This is a genomic window from Aeromonas veronii bv. veronii (assembly GCF_000820225.1).
Taxonomy (GTDB): Bacteria; Pseudomonadota; Gammaproteobacteria; order Enterobacterales; family Aeromonadaceae; genus Aeromonas; species Aeromonas veronii.
Genome location: NZ_CDDK01000013.1, coordinates 1 through 16,443 on the forward strand (window position 1 = coordinate 1; position 16,443 = coordinate 16,443).

At 55.4% G+C, this 16,443-nt stretch carries 8 protein-coding genes; 1 reads left to right on the forward strand and 7 read right to left on the reverse strand.

All coding sequences use genetic code 11. From position 1 onward, the window contains the following. The 7 genes from BN1139_RS21345 to mnmL all read right to left on the reverse strand — a co-directional run. A partial coding sequence (locus tag BN1139_RS21345; RefSeq protein WP_238325693.1) for a retention module-containing protein occupies positions 1–2,045 on the reverse strand: 2,045 nt, incomplete at its 3' end. 263 nt (positions 2,046–2,308) lie between these two features. After that, on the reverse strand, positions 2,309–4,234 hold the full coding sequence (locus BN1139_RS04795) for an EAL domain-containing protein (protein ID WP_005350997.1): 1,926 nt from the start codon (positions 4,232–4,234) through the stop codon (positions 2,309–2,311). A gap of 3 nt (positions 4,235–4,237) precedes the next feature. Continuing rightward, positions 4,238–4,990, reverse strand: a complete 753-nt coding sequence (locus BN1139_RS04800) for a transglutaminase-like cysteine peptidase (protein WP_005350994.1) — start codon at positions 4,988–4,990, stop codon at positions 4,238–4,240. Positions 4,991–5,125: 135 nt separating this feature from the next. After that, positions 5,126–6,451: a TolC family outer membrane protein gene (locus BN1139_RS04805; RefSeq protein ID WP_005350985.1), complete on the reverse strand. Its 1,326-nt coding sequence runs from the start codon at positions 6,449–6,451 to the stop codon at positions 5,126–5,128. Positions 6,452–6,488: 37 nt separating this feature from the next. Further along, complete coding sequence (locus BN1139_RS04810; RefSeq protein ID WP_005350982.1) at positions 6,489–7,922, reverse strand: HlyD family type I secretion periplasmic adaptor subunit; 1,434 nt, start codon at positions 7,920–7,922, stop codon at positions 6,489–6,491. Continuing rightward, entirely contained in the window at positions 7,915–10,059 is a 2,145-nt protein-coding gene (locus BN1139_RS04815) for a type I secretion system permease/ATPase (protein ID WP_005350980.1), read from the reverse strand. The genes BN1139_RS04810 and BN1139_RS04815 overlap by 8 nt, the downstream gene beginning before the upstream one ends. A gap of 377 nt (positions 10,060–10,436) precedes the next feature. After that, positions 10,437–11,366 (reverse strand): tRNA modification radical SAM protein MnmL/YtqA, encoded by a 930-nt coding sequence (gene mnmL / locus BN1139_RS04820; RefSeq protein WP_005350979.1) that lies wholly within the window; start codon positions 11,364–11,366, stop codon positions 10,437–10,439. A 611-nt stretch (positions 11,367–11,977) separates the two neighbouring features. On the opposite strand from mnmL, the gene gltB reads away from it, so the two are divergent. Continuing rightward, positions 11,978–16,435: a glutamate synthase large subunit gene (gene gltB, locus BN1139_RS04825; protein ID WP_005350978.1), complete on the forward strand. Its 4,458-nt coding sequence runs from the start codon at positions 11,978–11,980 to the stop codon at positions 16,433–16,435. Positions 16,436–16,443 lie beyond the last annotated feature (8 nt).

Here is a 16,443-nt window from a genome sequence, read left to right on the forward strand (position 1 = left end):
GCACTCAGGCTGTACTGCACACTGCCTGCGCCGTCAGTGCCATACACCGGCGTATTGAACAGGCCGCTAATGGCGCTGCTGGTGATATCGACCGCATCAAACCCGCCGGTCTCATCCAGGGTGGCGCCAGCACTGGCTGCCGCTTTGGCCGACGCACTCGGGCCATCGTCCTTGAAGCTGAATACCGACCGCTCGCCCGCAATCAAACTGACACTGGCACTGTCGGTCACGCTATCGCCATCTCCGTCCACACGGGTCACGCTGTATTGCAGTCCCAGACTGTTCTGCCCACTGAGCAGCAGCGACAGTGATTCATCAAGCAAACCGGTGTCGTCATGAGACAAGGCTTCAAACTGGGTGGTCTGCAGTTGGGATACCCCATCTACCTCCACAATCTTGATGCTGAAGACCACATCGCCGTCACCATCAACCCCTTGCAGCTCGGTCGCGCTCACTGCATTGAGGGTTATCGCACCACCTTTGGTGGCAAACAGGTTGGTGGCAATCCCCGCCTCGCCAATTCCGACAAAGCTGAAACTGCCGGTGATGCTACCTGCACCATCAGCACCGTAGCTGCCACTGCTGGTAAACAGTGACAGCAAACCACCTTCAATCACAGTTGTAGCCCGGGCCAGTGCCCCCTCTACGTCATCACTGACATAGCCGTCATTCACATCACTTTCGCTGTAGGTATCCTCTTTGCCAACCGTCTCGTCCAGACTGACCGACAATCCACCCAAATTAGCCTCTTCGGCCACCCCCACATCCTGGGTCGGCACATCATCCTGAATAACGATATCCAGCGTTGCACTGGTTGTATCACCGTCATCATCGGTCAAGATCACAGCGAGACTCTCACCCAATTGCAGATCAGACGCGGGTTGTTGATGGGCCTCGTTATCAAGGAGGGTATAGCTGTAGGAGACACTGCCGTTACCGGTAACGGGATCGTAGGTTATTGCAGTGATTTGCAATCCATTGCCAAGCGGAGTCTCAATGGATACAGGCAGAGCAATCACGGTGCCATTGCTGATCAACTGGATCGCCCCGATTGCCAGCGTTTGCACGCCATCGGGGGCGCTGAAGGTAAACACTCCACCTTGAGTCAACGCTGTCGCATTGGGGGTTGAACCATCCGCCAGATTGGCATCACTGACCAACACCTCTCCCCCTTCTAGGGTAAGCCCATCAAGGCCTACCGCCTCATCTACCGGAGTAAGGGAGATAACGAGTGTTGAAGTCACTGTATCCTGGCCATCAGTTACCTGATAGTTCACCGGGGGAACAGCGCCATCATAGTTAGGCGCAGGAGTAAAGGTATAGCTCCCATCCGGATTGATGATCAGTATGCCCACTCCGGTAATGGTGGCAGCAACACCAGCAGGGACTCCGATATTGATACCCCAGTCATATGAAACGATAGAGGCATCAGCAGGCCCATCTGGATTGGTACTATTGTCGAGCAAATTCCCACTGACCTGAGTGTCTTCCAGGGTCACGGCGGTTTCGCCCAAATCATCAAGCTGATTTTCAAGAATCAAATCTTCGGCCTGATTTTCATTGATGACAGCGGCCGTATCGTAGGTGGTATCAAACCCTGCAGCCGCTATCGTGGCATCACCAGTTCGATCAATTGTGACGAAACCACCATTACCACTGGTCCCCGCAACCCCACCAATACCGCCACCACCACCGGCCGCTGGTGCCCCACCAGCAGCAGAAGCCTCAAAGTTTTGAGTCGGGTCAACACCCTGCAGAATCGATTCTTGCAATGCGGCAATATCTGAAGGAGCGCCTTCCTGGCTGGCCGCCACTTGCGGTTGAGCAGGTTCAGCGGACTCGGAACCTGCCGGAACATCCGATGCTGGAGTATCGTCATAAGGGGAAAGAGCCAGCTTGGCGTCATCAGCTATGGCCAATTTTGCTCCGGGTTGGAGAATTTCCCCTTTTTGCAGAGGGCGGCTGCTTCCATCAGCCAGCACAATCTCCACATTGCCTTCGATAGCTGAGACAACCACGGACTTGTCGATGATTTGGGTACGCATATCCATTGCTCCAAGGTGACAGATCTTGATGTCTACACCGTAGAAGGAGATAGCACGCTGTTCCGTTGCAAAAAAACGTACGTTCGAGAGGAATTCAACAAAAGGACGGAAAAAAATCGAAGAGTTGGAATTTCTTAATACAAATCAGAACCCTAGACACAGCCCCATTCAAGACTGGCCTTGAGTTGGTTATAGAAAAATGGCGAAAAGAGAAGTGACTGGTATAAAAAAGGCCCCTATCGGGGCCATTTCCAGCATTTAATTCAAGACAATGGGAAGGCAGGATGAACAAATCCCTGGTAACCATCGATATGCAACTTGGAAAGCAGTTCCACTTGATGTTGATCCTCGACACGGGTCGCAATGGTGGTCACACCGGCATTGTGTGCGGCGCGACACACTGCAGCCAGGAATGAGGTGTCAGCCCCCGGCTCCATGACCTGACTGGTATAACCGTGATCGACCTTGACATAAGCCGGCGACAACTCCTCCAGATAGCCCAGAGACTGGAAGTGACGACCATAGTGGTCAACCCCCCACTGGAAGCCATGAGCTTGCAAGGTGCCCACCAACGCAGCCACGTGGTCTTTATGTTTCATGATGGCAGCTTCAGGTATTTCAAATAACAACCGATCTTTCAGCTCAACATGCTCGGTCAGATAGCGCGTCAGCCAGGTTAAAAATTCATCCGAGCAGAGCGAGCCAGCAGTGATGTTGATCGCCAGTACCAGATCAGACTGTTTTTGCAGTAATGGAACGCAAGCATCAAGCACCGCCTGGTCAAACTCGCCCCCCAATTTGAACTGTTCAATCGCGGGCAAGAACTGACCGGCAAAATAATCTGTGCCATCGCGAGAGATAGAAGCAAACAGCTCGGCATGCAACCTTGCTCCATTATCAAACCGGCAAGCTGGTTGTGCCTTGAAGCGCCAAAGTTGTCGTGAAATGGCATCTTGTACCAGATCTCGCCAGGCCAAACGCCCCATCAAACCTTGCTCGGTACCCCCTTCCATCACCACAGCACCACGGCGTTCATTGCGCGCCTTGCCAAGCGCATTATCGGCTTTGGTCAACAAGGCAGAGAGATCATCATTGCCATCACGACCGGCAATACCGATGACGGAGAGCGCATCCCCTTCGCCCATTGGATTCACCACCAGATCGGCAATGCGGCTATTAATCACTTCAGCCAGCTCTTTTAGCTGAGTCAGATCGTCAGTTGGACAGAGCAGCGCATATTCCGTCGCGGAGATCCGTGCCAAGGCTGCGCCATCCCACCCTTTTAATTGCTCTTTCAAAGCCTGAGCTATCGATTTGACCATGTTGTCACGGGCAGCAAAGCCTTCATCGCGATAGATATCATCCAGCATGTCGACCGCAACCAGCATGACGCCACCTTGGCCAGCCTCCGCTATCCATGCGTTTACCTGACCCACAAAATAGGCTCGGTTGCCAAGCCCCGACACGGCATCGACATAAACCCGCTCACGCAATTTCTCGGCCTCATCGGCTTGCTCTTTAAATTGCAACGCCAACTTGCTTGAGAGGGTGTTGATCGCCTGAACAACCTGCTTCAATTCATGGGTTTTAGGCTCCGGGATCGTATGACCGAAATGGTGCAGCTCAATCTCGACTGCTTGATCACAGATCTGTTTGAGTGGCTTGAGCAAGTAGTTGAGTGCTCTCATCAACAAAATGGTGGTGATCAAAAAGCCGACCAGAAACCAGCTCGCCAGCTCACTCATACCACGCCACAACTCGTAATAAGCCTGGCCGGGGTGACCCACTACTTTTAATTTTCCAAGCTGCAACCAGCCAGACGTCAGAATTGACTCGTTGGATACCTCAGGAAACAGTCCCAAATTTACAAACCACCGCGGTACCCCCTGAATATTGTTGGTATTTTCCTGCTCGATGACATCCTTTGAGGCCAGCAGATCCAGGCGAACCAATCGATAATAGCCGCCATCAAAAATAGCCTGGATCACCGACTCGGCACCGACCTTGTCACCGTTTTCCAGATAGGGAGTGAGCGCAAGCCCCAGCGAAGTTGCCGTATTGATGACCGTTGTTTCCTGTTGCTGCGCCAGATAAGTGCGGGTTGAATTGAATTGCACCCAGTATGTGGCCGCAAATAACAATCCAAACAGCAGCAGCATGGTGGCTAATAACTGTCGATAGAGCGTCATAGGTTAATCATCCAAATTCACCACTGGCCGAGCCAATCGCCCCGAGGTCATGCGATTGCGTAAATCATTCCATAATCCCAAGCGGGATGATTGACCAGCCAGTTCCCCTTGGCCTCGTGCCTTCATCAACCACAAGTGACTACCGTTAAAACTGTAAATAGGCACCAGATCACGCCGCTGTGTGGCTGGGCGAATCGAGCCTATCAAATTATCCAAAATAACCGGAACGGAAGAGGGTGTCTCATAATATGCCACCACCATGTGAAACTGGTTGTAATCAAGAGCCTTAACGTACACCATCCGCATTTTATCATCCGGGATCCCAAGCTCGAGCAGCGTAGAGTATTTGGCGATACTGAAATCTTCACAGTCTCCCCCGGCGGCTCCCAAAAATTCTAGCGGGGTTGCCCAATAATCCTTTTTGCGCCACAACTTGATATCGTCAATAAAACGCATCCGATTGAAAAAATTATTTACCCGCTCAAGCTTTTTTTCTTCGCTCAGGGCCCTGCCCTTCGTCTCCATGACCAGCATACGCCAACTGGTTACACGCTTGCCGGCTCTGGCGCCATAGGTCTGCTCCGCCCGTTTGATCAAGTTGAGATCTTCCTGTGGCAGAGGCTGACTGGCACAGAGCAGAAGTGAGAAGGGTAACAGCAGGATCCATAAGGAGTGGCGCAGAGCGCGTAAGGATCGGTATCTCCATTCATTCAGAAGATAACACCATCGGCTACCGGTTCCGCGCTGGAGTGTCACATCATATTCCTGCTGCATTATTACTGCTGCACTCCTCAAAGCTCGTACAACAACCTGCGTTAGCCAAACATGGTGACTGCCAGCTGCAATCACCATGTTGGCGTTCATGATCCCTGCGGGATCATGGGCAAACGGTTATTGCCTGGCCTGCCATTCAGCGGGTTGTTTGACGCTAAATGCATTGAGCAGGCTACCTGTCGCGTTGAGAATGCGATAGTCAGCCAGCAGTGCATCATACTCGGCAGTGATATAGCTGCGACGCGCCTCGAACAATTCGTTCTCGGTGTTCAATACGTCCAGCAATGTCCGTTGACCCAAACCAAACTGCTTCTTGTATGCCTGTACGGTGTCATAGCTGGCGTCAACATGCTCTTTCAGGAAGGTCTTCTGCTTGGCCAGCGACTCTTTCGCGTTCCAGGCCAGACGAGTGCCTTCCTCCACTTGGCGGAACGCATTCAAATGAATGTCTTTCGCCTGAGAGTAGAGCGCCGATGTTGCATTGCTCTCTGCCACATCAGAACCGCCACGGAACAAGTTGTAACGCATCCGCACCATTGCGGTCAGATCATCGTTGCGCCCTTTGACCGCATCGATATCCTCATTCCAGTTCTGATCGACCTCGAATGTTACATTGGGGTAGAAACCGGATTTGGCACCTTCATGCTGATACTTGGCCGCTTCGATATCCTGCAGGGAAGAGAGCAGGGTCGGGTGGACTTCGGTCGCTGTTTTCAGCGCACTATCGAGGCTGGTCGGGATAAGCTCGGTATTGGGAACCGGCTGCACCAGGTCTTTTGGCACCTCGTTCACAACACGAATAAATTCACTCTCTGCGTCGCGATAGTTGTTTTCAGCAGCGGCCTGATTTGAATAGGCCCGGGCAACACGACCTTCAATCTGGGTCTGATCCGCAGTAGAACCAAGCCCTGAATCAGTCCGCTTGCTGATGTCGCTGCGGATTTGTTCGTGGGTTTCCAGGTTCTGTTTGGAGAGTTCCAAAATCTCCTGCTGACGCAGCATATTGAGGTAGACCTCAGCTACTCGCAGCGCGGTATTTTCAGCTTCGGAGATCATCGCCAGACGCTGGGCATTGGCTTCGGCTTCGGTTCTGGAGACGTTGTTGCTGATATCAAAGCCATCAAACAACATTTGCCGCAGGCTGAGTCCAGCCTCTTTGCGAGTCATGGAATCATCAATATTGCTGTTGGCGCTGGCAGCGCGGGTAGAAGGGCTATCAGTTTTTTCATAGCCTACGCCGCCACGCAGATCGATCGTAGGATAATAGCCACCCTTGGCTCCATCATGCTGATAGAGTCGTGCCTGATACAGATCAAACGCTTCCTTTATCTTGGGATGCGTAGCAAGTGTCTGTGCCACCGACTCTTCCAGAGTCTGGGCCTGACCCAAACTCGGGATCAGGATGCAGCCACTGACCAGCATGGCAACAATCGTTTTTTTCATGTTATCTCCAGTCATGTTTTGTTTTTAGATTGTTGGCTTATCGTTCTCTCAGTGCCGACTGCTTTGCCCGTAAAATCGGCTTAAGCAAATAGTCTAGGACACTTTTTTTACCAGTAATGATATCAGCACTGGCTAACATACCGGGGATGATGGGAAGTGCGTTAAGTTCATCGCCCAAGTAACTCTTCTCTGTTCGAACACGAACCAGATAAAAGGAGTTCCCCTCCTCATCCTGGATCGAATCCGCACTTATCTGTTCAACCTTGCCATGCAATCCTCCATAGATTGTAAAGTCGTAGGCAGTAATTTTGACGATGGCATCCAGCCCCGGTCGCAGGAAGGCGATATCTTTCGGTGACACCTTGGCTTCTACCAGCAAGGTATCCTCCAACGGCACAATCTCCATCAAATCCATGCCGGGCTGAACCACGCCGCCCAGGGTGTTGATCTTGAGTTTCTTGATGGTGCCCTTGAGCGGAGCAATCACGCTGGTCCGGTCAACCCTGTCTCGCAAGCCAACCTGCCCTTCTGATAACTGGCCAAGCCGCCCCTGTTTCTCATTCAGTTCAGTCTGGGAGTCTGCTCTGAACTTCAGCGCAATATCATTACGCTTGGAGATGGTCTCACGCAGTACCGAATTGAGTTTTGGGATCAGCAGACGGTTGCTCTCCAGCTCCCCCTGCATCTCGTTGACCTGCCGCTCAAGCTTGATTAGCTCCACTTGAGGCACTATACCTTCTTTCGCCAACGGACGGCTAATATTCAGTTCCTGTCTGGCCAAATCCACACTGCGATTCACGGTGCGAATTTTGGCATTCAGTTCAATCAGCTCCTGCTCTTTCTGTTCGATTTGCTGACCAAGAATATAGAGCTGGTTCTTCAGGTTATTGAGGCGATCCCGCTGTACAGACCGCTCACGGTGTGCGTATTCGGCAAAGACAGTTTCATAACCATCGGGGAACTGGATTGGCGCTTCACCTACCACGACCTGTTCACGCCACCCCAGTGCCGGGTCGTTTTTCACCTCGACGCTGGCCATCTCAGCGCGCAGACGTGCCACATCCCCCTTGAGGGTGACTACCTCTTGCTCCCGTTCTCTAAAGTCGGAGCGGAAACGGGTGTCATCAATGCGCAGCAGCGGCTGCCCCTTTTCGACGATATCCCCCTCTTTGACGAAGATCTCTTTGACGATCCCCCCTTCCAGGTTCTGGATCACCTGCAGCTGACGGGATGGAATAACTTTGCCCTGACCCACGGTGACTTCATCCAGCTCGGCCCAGGCAGCCCAGACGATCGCGCTCATGAAAAAGAGGAAACAGCACCATAGCAGGATACGAGCTCCCGTCGGCGTGGTCAGCAACACAGCTGCAGCGCCGTCATCGACAAACTCCAGATGCTCGGGTGCCGGCAATACCTCGCCGGAAGGCGTCTTTTTGCTGCGCTTGAACCAGTCCATGAGCCCCTTAACCATGGGACACCTCCTGCACGCGCACCTTGCCTTCCTTTAACTGCTGTAACACCACCTCTTTGGGGCCATCAGCAACAATCTGCCCCTGCTCGATGACGATCACTCGCGATGCCACATCCAGCATCGAGGTTTTGTGAGTGATGAGGATCAATGTGGTTTCCGGGCCCAGTCTGGCAAGCTCCTGTTTGACCTGCATCTCGGACTGGTTGTCCATGTTGGAGGTCGGCTCATCCATCACCAGAATGGGGGGGTCATTGAGCAGGGCGCGAGCCAGCAGGATCGACTGACGCTGGCCACCGGAAAGCTGACGGCCACCCTCGCCTATCTGCCGATCCAGCCCGTTGGGATCCCGGTTGGTAAAGTTGGTGACACCCGCCCGCTTGGCTGCGCGCAAGACTCTCACATCATCCACCAGCGGATTACCCAGCATGATGTTGTCCCGCACCGAGCCAAAGAAAAGAATGACATCTTGCGGGACACAACCAATATTGCGGCGGATCACAGCAGGTGGCAGTTGATCGAGTTCAAAGCCGTCGATACGTACCGAGCCATCGGTCGGTCGATACAGTCCCATCAACAGCTTCTCGAGGGTCGTTTTACCCGCCCCAATCCGGCCGATAATCGCCACCTTTTCGCCCGGCTGAATGCGCAAATTGATATTGTGCAGGGTGCTGGTTTCCATGCCGGGATATTTGAAGGAGACATTTTCGAATTCAATTCGGCCGGCAATCACCGGATGATGGATATATTGCTTGCCCTCCTCCTGCTCACCCGGGGTTTGCATGATTTTTTCCAGAATATCCAGTGCTGACTTAGCCTGGTTATAACGGGTCGACAACACGGAGAGTTGTACCATGGGCGCAATGGCGCGACTGGAGAGCATCACGGCGGCAATCATGCCCCCCATGGTGACCAAACCTTCGGAGATCTGATAAACACCGACGATCACCAGACCGACCGTCACCACCTGCTGGATATAACTGGCCAGCGAGGACATGGAGTTGGTAATGCGGCGGGTCTGTACACCCCAGGTGGAAATATGGGAGACGGCCTGTTCCCAACGATGCTGGAACATGCTCTCGGCGCCGAAAATCTTGACGGTTTCCAGCCCGGAAATACTTTCAATCAGGTTGGCGTTCTTCTGGGACGCAAGGCGTGAGCCCTCTTCGATGGACTGCTTGAGGGGCTCTTGAATATAGAAGCTGTAGGCGATGAGGATCAGCATGGCGACGATGGGAACCACCACCATTACGCCTGCAAACATCCAGATAATAAAAAGGAAGAAGACGGCAAAAGGGAGATCGATAAGAGTAGAAACCGTTGCGGAGGTGAAAAACTCCCGCACCGATTCAAATTCCTGCAGATGTTTGGCGAACGCACCAGTGGAAGCGGGACGAGACTCCATCCTCATGCCCATCACCTTGGCGAAAATCTTGGCGGACAGCAGCACATCAGACTTTTTACCGGCAATGTCGATAAAGTAACTACGCAACTGCCGCATCACAAAATCGAAGGTAAAGACCACCATGGCCCCGACCGCCAGCACCCAGAGCGAATCAAACGCCAGATTGGGCACAATCTTGTCATAAACGTTCATGGTAAAGAGCGGACTGGCGATGGCAAACAGGTTGATCAGAATGGAGGCGATCAGCACATCGCGATAGATGCCGCGGGATTCGAACAAGGTGCTCCAGAACCAGTGTCCATCTCGGGTTTCAAGCACCTTGGGCGAACGTTCGTCAAACTTGAACTGCTTCTTTACATAGAAGAGGCGCCCCAAATACTCATCACCCAACTGGGCTGCGGTCAGCCATTGCGCGGCATCACCGGCCTGCGGGAAAATCACTTTCCCCTGGCTGCGATCTTCGTTCCACTCCAGCAAAATGCAGGCGCCACCACTGCGCATCTGCAATACGCAAGGCAGCAGCAAGGGAGAAATATCGGCCAGTGGCTGGATCACTTCACGGGCGGATAACCCGCCCCGCTCGGCAGCACGGCAAAAGAGTGCGGTAGTCAGGCGTCCGGAGACCAGTGGCAACCCGGTCGTCAGGGCATCCTGACTGTTGGGCACACCATAAAAACGGGTCAAGAAGACCAGACACTCCAATAACTCATCAATACGACTTGTTTCTGCTTGCATAGCATCCTGTCACTGCATAAATGAGGTAGATAAGAGCGTTCATCGCTCATATTTCCCTGCTATAGCCACGCTAAAACCGAGTGGCCTTCCCGCTGATGAGACTGATCAGGGGATAAACCTGTCCAGATAGATCGCGACACTCATCGCCAATTTCCCGGCACAGCAGCAATGGCGGCATGATTCGTTATTGGTAAAAATAATCGGCTCATCAACACCATGCTAACACTGCAATCAGGGTGAATGTCGGAGTTAATTGATAATGACATTTATTATGGCGCACCACTATATCAACCGGCACGTACCAAAACTATAGTTTAGGGTATGAAGTTTTTTATATAACCCTATGTTTTACGTGAAAATAATAATCTGGCGCTCAATTATAGGTCAGGAAGTATGAAGGGTCTGCCCAACGCGTGACCTTGCGGGCCGTTCAATGAGAGTGCTTTGGCAATGTCCGCCATGGCCGTCCAGCGATTTTCACACCAGGCTGGCGCCAACAGAGTTGGACGGCGCGCGGAGGCCGAAATCCGGTGATACACCACCTCGGGCGGCGTGTGCTGGATCATGGCAACGGCCGCTTCCACATACTGCTCCAGCGTCAATACCTCAAGGCGCCCCGCCTGCCATGCCTTGCCAAGAGTACTGCCCTCAACCACATGAAGCGGATGCAACTTGATCCCCTCAATACCGGTCTCAACGATGCGATGCAGGGTATCGAGGCTGTCCATCGGCACTTCGCCCGGCAGGCCGACGATCAGATGAGCACATACCTTGATGCCGCGCTGATGGGCACGTCTTACCGCATCCTCATAGGCGGCATAACCGTGGCCGCGGTTGATCCGTTGCAGGGTCTTGTCGTTGGCGCTTTGCAGCCCGAGCTCCAGCCACACCTCGTAGCCCCGGGCCTGATAGCCCGCCAACAGATCCAGCACCGCATCCGGTACGCAATCGGGGCGAGTGCCCACGCAGAGCCCCACCATATCGCTCACTGACAGCGCCTCTTCATACATCCGCTGCAGATATTCGACCTCGGCATAGGTACTGGTATAGGCCTGAAAGTAGGCAAGATAGCGCTTGGCACGGGTGACTTCGTCCCGGCGAGCCAGCAGTTGTTGTACCACGGAGAGTTGTTGGGCCGACTCGTCGGCAAAAGAGGATACATTGCAGAAGGTGCAGCCACCGCGGCCCAGGGTGCCGTCACGGTTCGGGCAGGTGAAGGCCCCATGGATGGAGAGTTTGTGGATCTTCTGACCATGACGCTGCTTGAGATCCTGACCGAATGTATTGACGAGTTCGTGTAACTGCATGACACCTCCGCTAAAGGAGCGCCATTGTACGAGCTTGCGCAAAACAGGGGCTGAGCTGGATCAAGCTAGCGGAGAGGGTAAAACATATAAACACCCGACCAATTTTGAATAAATATAGAGAAAAAGCGCAAAAAAAGGATTTTTACAGTTCTTTGATGATTCAAACAGTAAACATCCATATGAAAATGAGACCTGATAACCCACTGTTGAACAATGAAAAATTCAAAGATACCCGACAACACACAATTGCAAGCATGGGATATTGAAAATGTGATCCCTTCCGCTGTCGGCCACATCGGGTTGGTAAAATTACTACATTCGCCCATCGTCGCCGAGCGCACCATTGAGCCCGCCAATGGCGATATATTTAACCAACAAAATCAAACTAAACAGAATAAACACTCCATAACTGCGAGAGAATCCCCCTAACCCGACATTTTGTTATGCGAATGTAACCATGAAGACAAACCTGACCTGCGATTGACCTCGCCAGAAAATCCCATTAGTTTGGAGATTCGCCACGTCAGGCAGACGGAACCACAAGAGCCAATCGCAATTTATGCAGTCAGGTGATGACTGTGCGATACAAGGCCGAGCAAGGGAGAAATGCAATGTCACTATATGATCCAAAGCTGGAGAGGGATAACTGTGGCTTCGGCCTGTTGGCCCACATGGAAGGGGAAGCCAGCCACAAGCTTGTCCGTCTCGCGATGTCAGCATTGGCTCGCATGCAGCACCGCGGCGGGATCTCCGCCGATGGCAAGACCGGCGACGGTTGCGGTCTGCTGCTGCAAAAACCGGACAGCTTCTTCAGAGCTGTCGCCGAGGAGAAGGGATGGCACCTTGGCCGCAACTATGCGGTCGGCATGCTGTTTCTCAACCCTGACCCCGTATTGGCCCAGCAGACCCGCGACATCATCGACGAAGAGCTGGAAAAAGAGACCCTGAGTCTGGTCGGCTGGCGCAAGGTGCCCGTTGATACCAACGTACTGGGTACCATCGCCAAAGCCTCCCTACCCAGCATTGAACAGGTCTTTGTCAACGCCCCGCCCGGCTGGGTCGACAAGGATCTCGAGCGCCGTCTCTATATCGTGCGTCGCCGCATCGAAAAGCGCGTCAACGACGACTACTTCTACGTGGTCAGCCTCTCCAACCTGGTCACCGTCTATAAAGGGCTGTGCATGCCGGTGGACTTGCCGCGCTTCTATCTGGATCTCGCCGACATCCGTATGCAGGCGGCCATCTGCGTCTTCCACCAGCGTTTCTCCACCAACACCAGCCCGCGCTGGCCGCTGGCGCAGCCGTTCCGCTATCTGGCCCACAACGGCGAGATCAACACCATCGCCGGCAACCGCCAGTGGGCCAAGGCTCGCAGCTACAAGTTTGCGACGCCGCTGATCCCCGATTTGCAGGAAGCGGCCCCCTTCGTCAACACCACGGGGTCGGATTCCTCCAGTCTCGACAACATGCTGGATCTCTTCCTCGCCGGTGGTATGGACCTGTTCCGCGCCATGCGCCTGTTGATCCCGCCAGCATGGCAAAAGCACCCGAACATGGATGACGACCTGCGCGCCTTCTACGACTTCAACTCCATGCACATGGAGCCGTGGGATGGCCCCGCCGGTATCGTCATGACCGACGGTCGCTACGCCACCTGCGCGCTTGATCGCAACGGTCTGCGTCCGGCCCGTTACGTCATCACCAAGGACAAGTTCATCACCCTCGCCTCCGAGGTCGGCACCTGGGACTACACCCCGGACGAAGTGCTGGAGAAGGGCCGAGTCGGCCCTGGCGAGCTGTTCGTGGTGGATACCAGCAACGGCAAGGTGTGGACCAGCTTCGAGATCGATGACGACCTCAAGAACCGTCACACCTACAAGCAGTGGATGGATAAACATTGCCGCCGACTGGTCCCCTTCGAGCAGATGGACGACAGCCAGACCGGTAGCCGCGAGTTCTCCGACGACCAGCTGAAAACCTATCAGAAGCTGTTTGGCTACTCCTTCGAGGAGCTGGATCAGATCATCCGGGTTCTCGGTGAAAATGGTCAGGAAGCGGTGGGCTCCATGGGGGATGACACCCCGATGGCGGTGCTCTCCTCCGGCCCGCGTACCCTCTATGACTACTTCCGCCAGATGTTTGCGCAGGTGACCAACCCGCCCATCGATCCGCTGCGGGAAAACCACGTCATGTCGCTGGCCACCTGTATCGGTCGCGAGCAGAACGTCTTCAACGAGACCTTCGGCCACGCCCACCGGGTGCTGTTCCAGTCGCCGATCCTGCTCTACTCCGACTTCCACCAGCTGCTGGCACTGGAAGGTGAGTACTACCGTCATCAGGTGATCAGCCTCAACTTCAAGCCCGAAGAGGGGCTGGAAGCGGCCATCGTGCGCATCTGCGATGAGGCCAAAACCGCCGCCAGGAGCGGCACCGTACTGCTGGTGCTGTCTGATCGTGATATCAGCGCCGACACCCTGCCGATCCCGGCCGCCATGGCGGTGGGCGCGGTACAGCGCACCCTGGTGGACAACAACCTGCGCTGCGACGCCAACATTCTGGTGGAAACCGCAAGCTGCCGCGATCCGCACCACTTCTCGGTGCTGCTGGGCTTTGGCGCGACCGCCATCTACCCCTATCTGGCCTACGAAACCCTGGCCAAACAGGTTGAAGAGGGCGTGCTCACCATGTCCCTGCGCCAGGCCATGGTCAACTACCGCAACGGCATCAACAAGGGGCTCTACAAGGTGATGTCCAAGATGGGCATCAGCACGGTCGCCAGCTACCGCTGCTCCCAACTGTTTGAAGCGGTGGGTCTGGCCAAATCGGTGGTCGATACCTGCTTCCGCGGCGTATCGAGCCGTATTCAGGGTGCCGATTATGCCGACATCCAGCAGGATCAGCACAATCTGGCCCGTCAGGCCTGGCTGGTGCGCAAGCCCCTCGCCCATGGCGGCCTGCTCAAGTTCGTCCACGGCGGCGAGTACCACACCTACAACCCGGATGTGGTGCAGACCCTGCAAACCGCGGTGCGCTCCGGCAACTATGCCGATTACAAGGAGTACGCCCGTCTGGTCAACGAGCGCCCGGTTGCCACCCTGCGCGATCTGCTGGCCCTGAAGAAGGTCGACAATCCGGTCGCGCTGGATCAGGTTGAGCCAGCCGACAAGCTGTTCCCCCGCTTCGACTCCGCCGCCATGTCCATCGGCGCCCTCGGTCCTGAGGCCCACGAGGCACTGGCTGTCGCCATGAACCGCCTCGGCGGTCAGAGCAACTCCGGTGAAGGGGGCGAGGATCCCAAGCGCTTCGGTACCGAGAAAAACTCCCGCATCAAGCAGGTGGCTTCCGGCCGCTTTGGCGTCACCCCCCACTACCTGATGAACGCCGATGTGGTGCAAATCAAGGTGGCTCAGGGTGCCAAGCCCGGCGAAGGTGGCCAGCTGCCCGGTGACAAGGTGACTGCCCAGATCGCCCAGCTGCGCTATTCCGTGCCCGGCGTGACCCTGATCTCACCGCCGCCGCACCACGACATCTACTCCATCGAGGATCTGGCCCAGCTCATCTTCGACATCAAGCAGATCAACCCGAGCTGTCTAGTGTCGGTGAAACTGGTCTCCGAGCCCGGCGTGGGCACCATCGCCTGCGGCGTGGCCAAGGCCTATGCCGACTTCATCACCATCTCCGGTTATGACGGTGGCACTGGCGCGAGCCCCCTCACCTCGGTCAAATATGCCGGCTCCCCGTGGGAGCTGGGCCTGGCTGAAACCCAGCAGGCGCTGGTCGCCAACGGTCTGCGCCACAAGGTGCGGCTGCAGGTGGATGGCGGTCTCAAGACCGGCCTCGACATCATCAAGGCGGCCATCCTCGGTGCCGAGAGCTTCGGCTTTGGCACCGGCCCCATGGTGGCGCTCGGTTGCAAATACCTGCGTATTTGCCACCTGAACAACTGCGCCACCGGCGTTGCCACTCAGGATGAGAAGCTGCGTCGCGAGCACTTTACCGGCCTGCCGGAGATGGTGATGAACTACTTCAAGTTCATCGCCGAGGAGACCCGCGAGCTGATGGCCCAGCTCGGCGTCACCCAGCTGACCGACCTGATTGGCCGCACCGATCTGCTGGAAGCCCTGCCCGGCCTCACCGCCCGTCAGGCCAAGCTGGATCTCTCCGGCATTCTGGCCCGTCCGGTTGCGCCGGCAGGCTCCAGCCTGTTCAGCCAGCAGCACAACCCCACCTTCGACAAGGGACCGCTCAACCTGAAAATGGTGGAAGAGCTGCTGGAAGCGGTCGAGACCTCAAGCGGCGGCGAGTTCCGCTACGACATTCGCAACACCGACCGCTCGGTGGGGGCGCGCCTTTCGGGCGAGATCGTCAAACGTCACGGCAATCAGGGGATGGCGGCCGATCCGGTCAAGGTGCACTTCAACGGCACCGCAGGCCAGAGCTTCGGCGTCTGGAACGCTGGCGGCCTCGAGATGATCCTCACCGGTGACGCCAACGACTACGTGGGCAAGGGGATGACCGGCGGCAAGCTGGTGATCAAGCCCCATGTCGGCGTGGCGTTCAAATCCCACGAAGCGGCCATCATCGGCAACACCTGCCTCTACGGCGCCACCGGCGGCAAACTCTACGCCGCAGGCACTGCCGGCGAGCGTTTCGCGGTGCGCAATTCCGGCGCTCTGGCGGTAGTCGAGGGGATTGGCGACAACGGTTGTGAATACATGACCGGCGGCATCGTCACCGTGCTCGGTCAGACTGGCGTCAACTTCGCGGCGGGCATGACCGGCGGCTTTGCCTACGTGCTCGACGAGTGCGGCAACTTCGCCAAGCGCACCAACCCAGAGCTGGTGGAACTGCTGGACGTGGCGGATCTCGCCATCCATCAGGAGCACCTGCGCGGCATCATCACGGCGCACCTCAATGAGACCGGCAGCTCGCGCGCCGAGGAGATCCTGGCCAACTTCGACTCCTATGTGCCCAAGTTCAGGCTGATCAAACCCAAGTCCAGCGACGTGAAATCGCTGCTGGGTCACACCAGCCGTTCCAGTGCAGAACTCAGAATCCAGGCGCAATAAGGAGGGAA

Coding starts and splice junctions, on each gene's coding strand:
- mnmL (WP_005350979.1), bottom strand. CDS start 11,366: ATGCAGTTACACGAACTCGTCAATACATTCGGTCAGGATCTCAAGCAG.
- gltB (WP_005350978.1), top strand. CDS start 11,978: ATGTCACTATATGATCCAAAGCTGGAGAGGGATAACTGTGGCTTCGGC.
- BN1139_RS04805 (WP_005350985.1), bottom strand. CDS start 6,451: ATGAAAAAAACGATTGTTGCCATGCTGGTCAGTGGCTGCATCCTGATC.
- BN1139_RS04795 (WP_005350997.1), bottom strand. CDS start 4,234: ATGACGCTCTATCGACAGTTATTAGCCACCATGCTGCTGCTGTTTGGA.
- BN1139_RS04815 (WP_005350980.1), bottom strand. CDS start 10,059: ATGCAAGCAGAAACAAGTCGTATTGATGAGTTATTGGAGTGTCTGGTC.
- BN1139_RS04810 (WP_005350982.1), bottom strand. CDS start 7,922: ATGGTTAAGGGGCTCATGGACTGGTTCAAGCGCAGCAAAAAGACGCCT.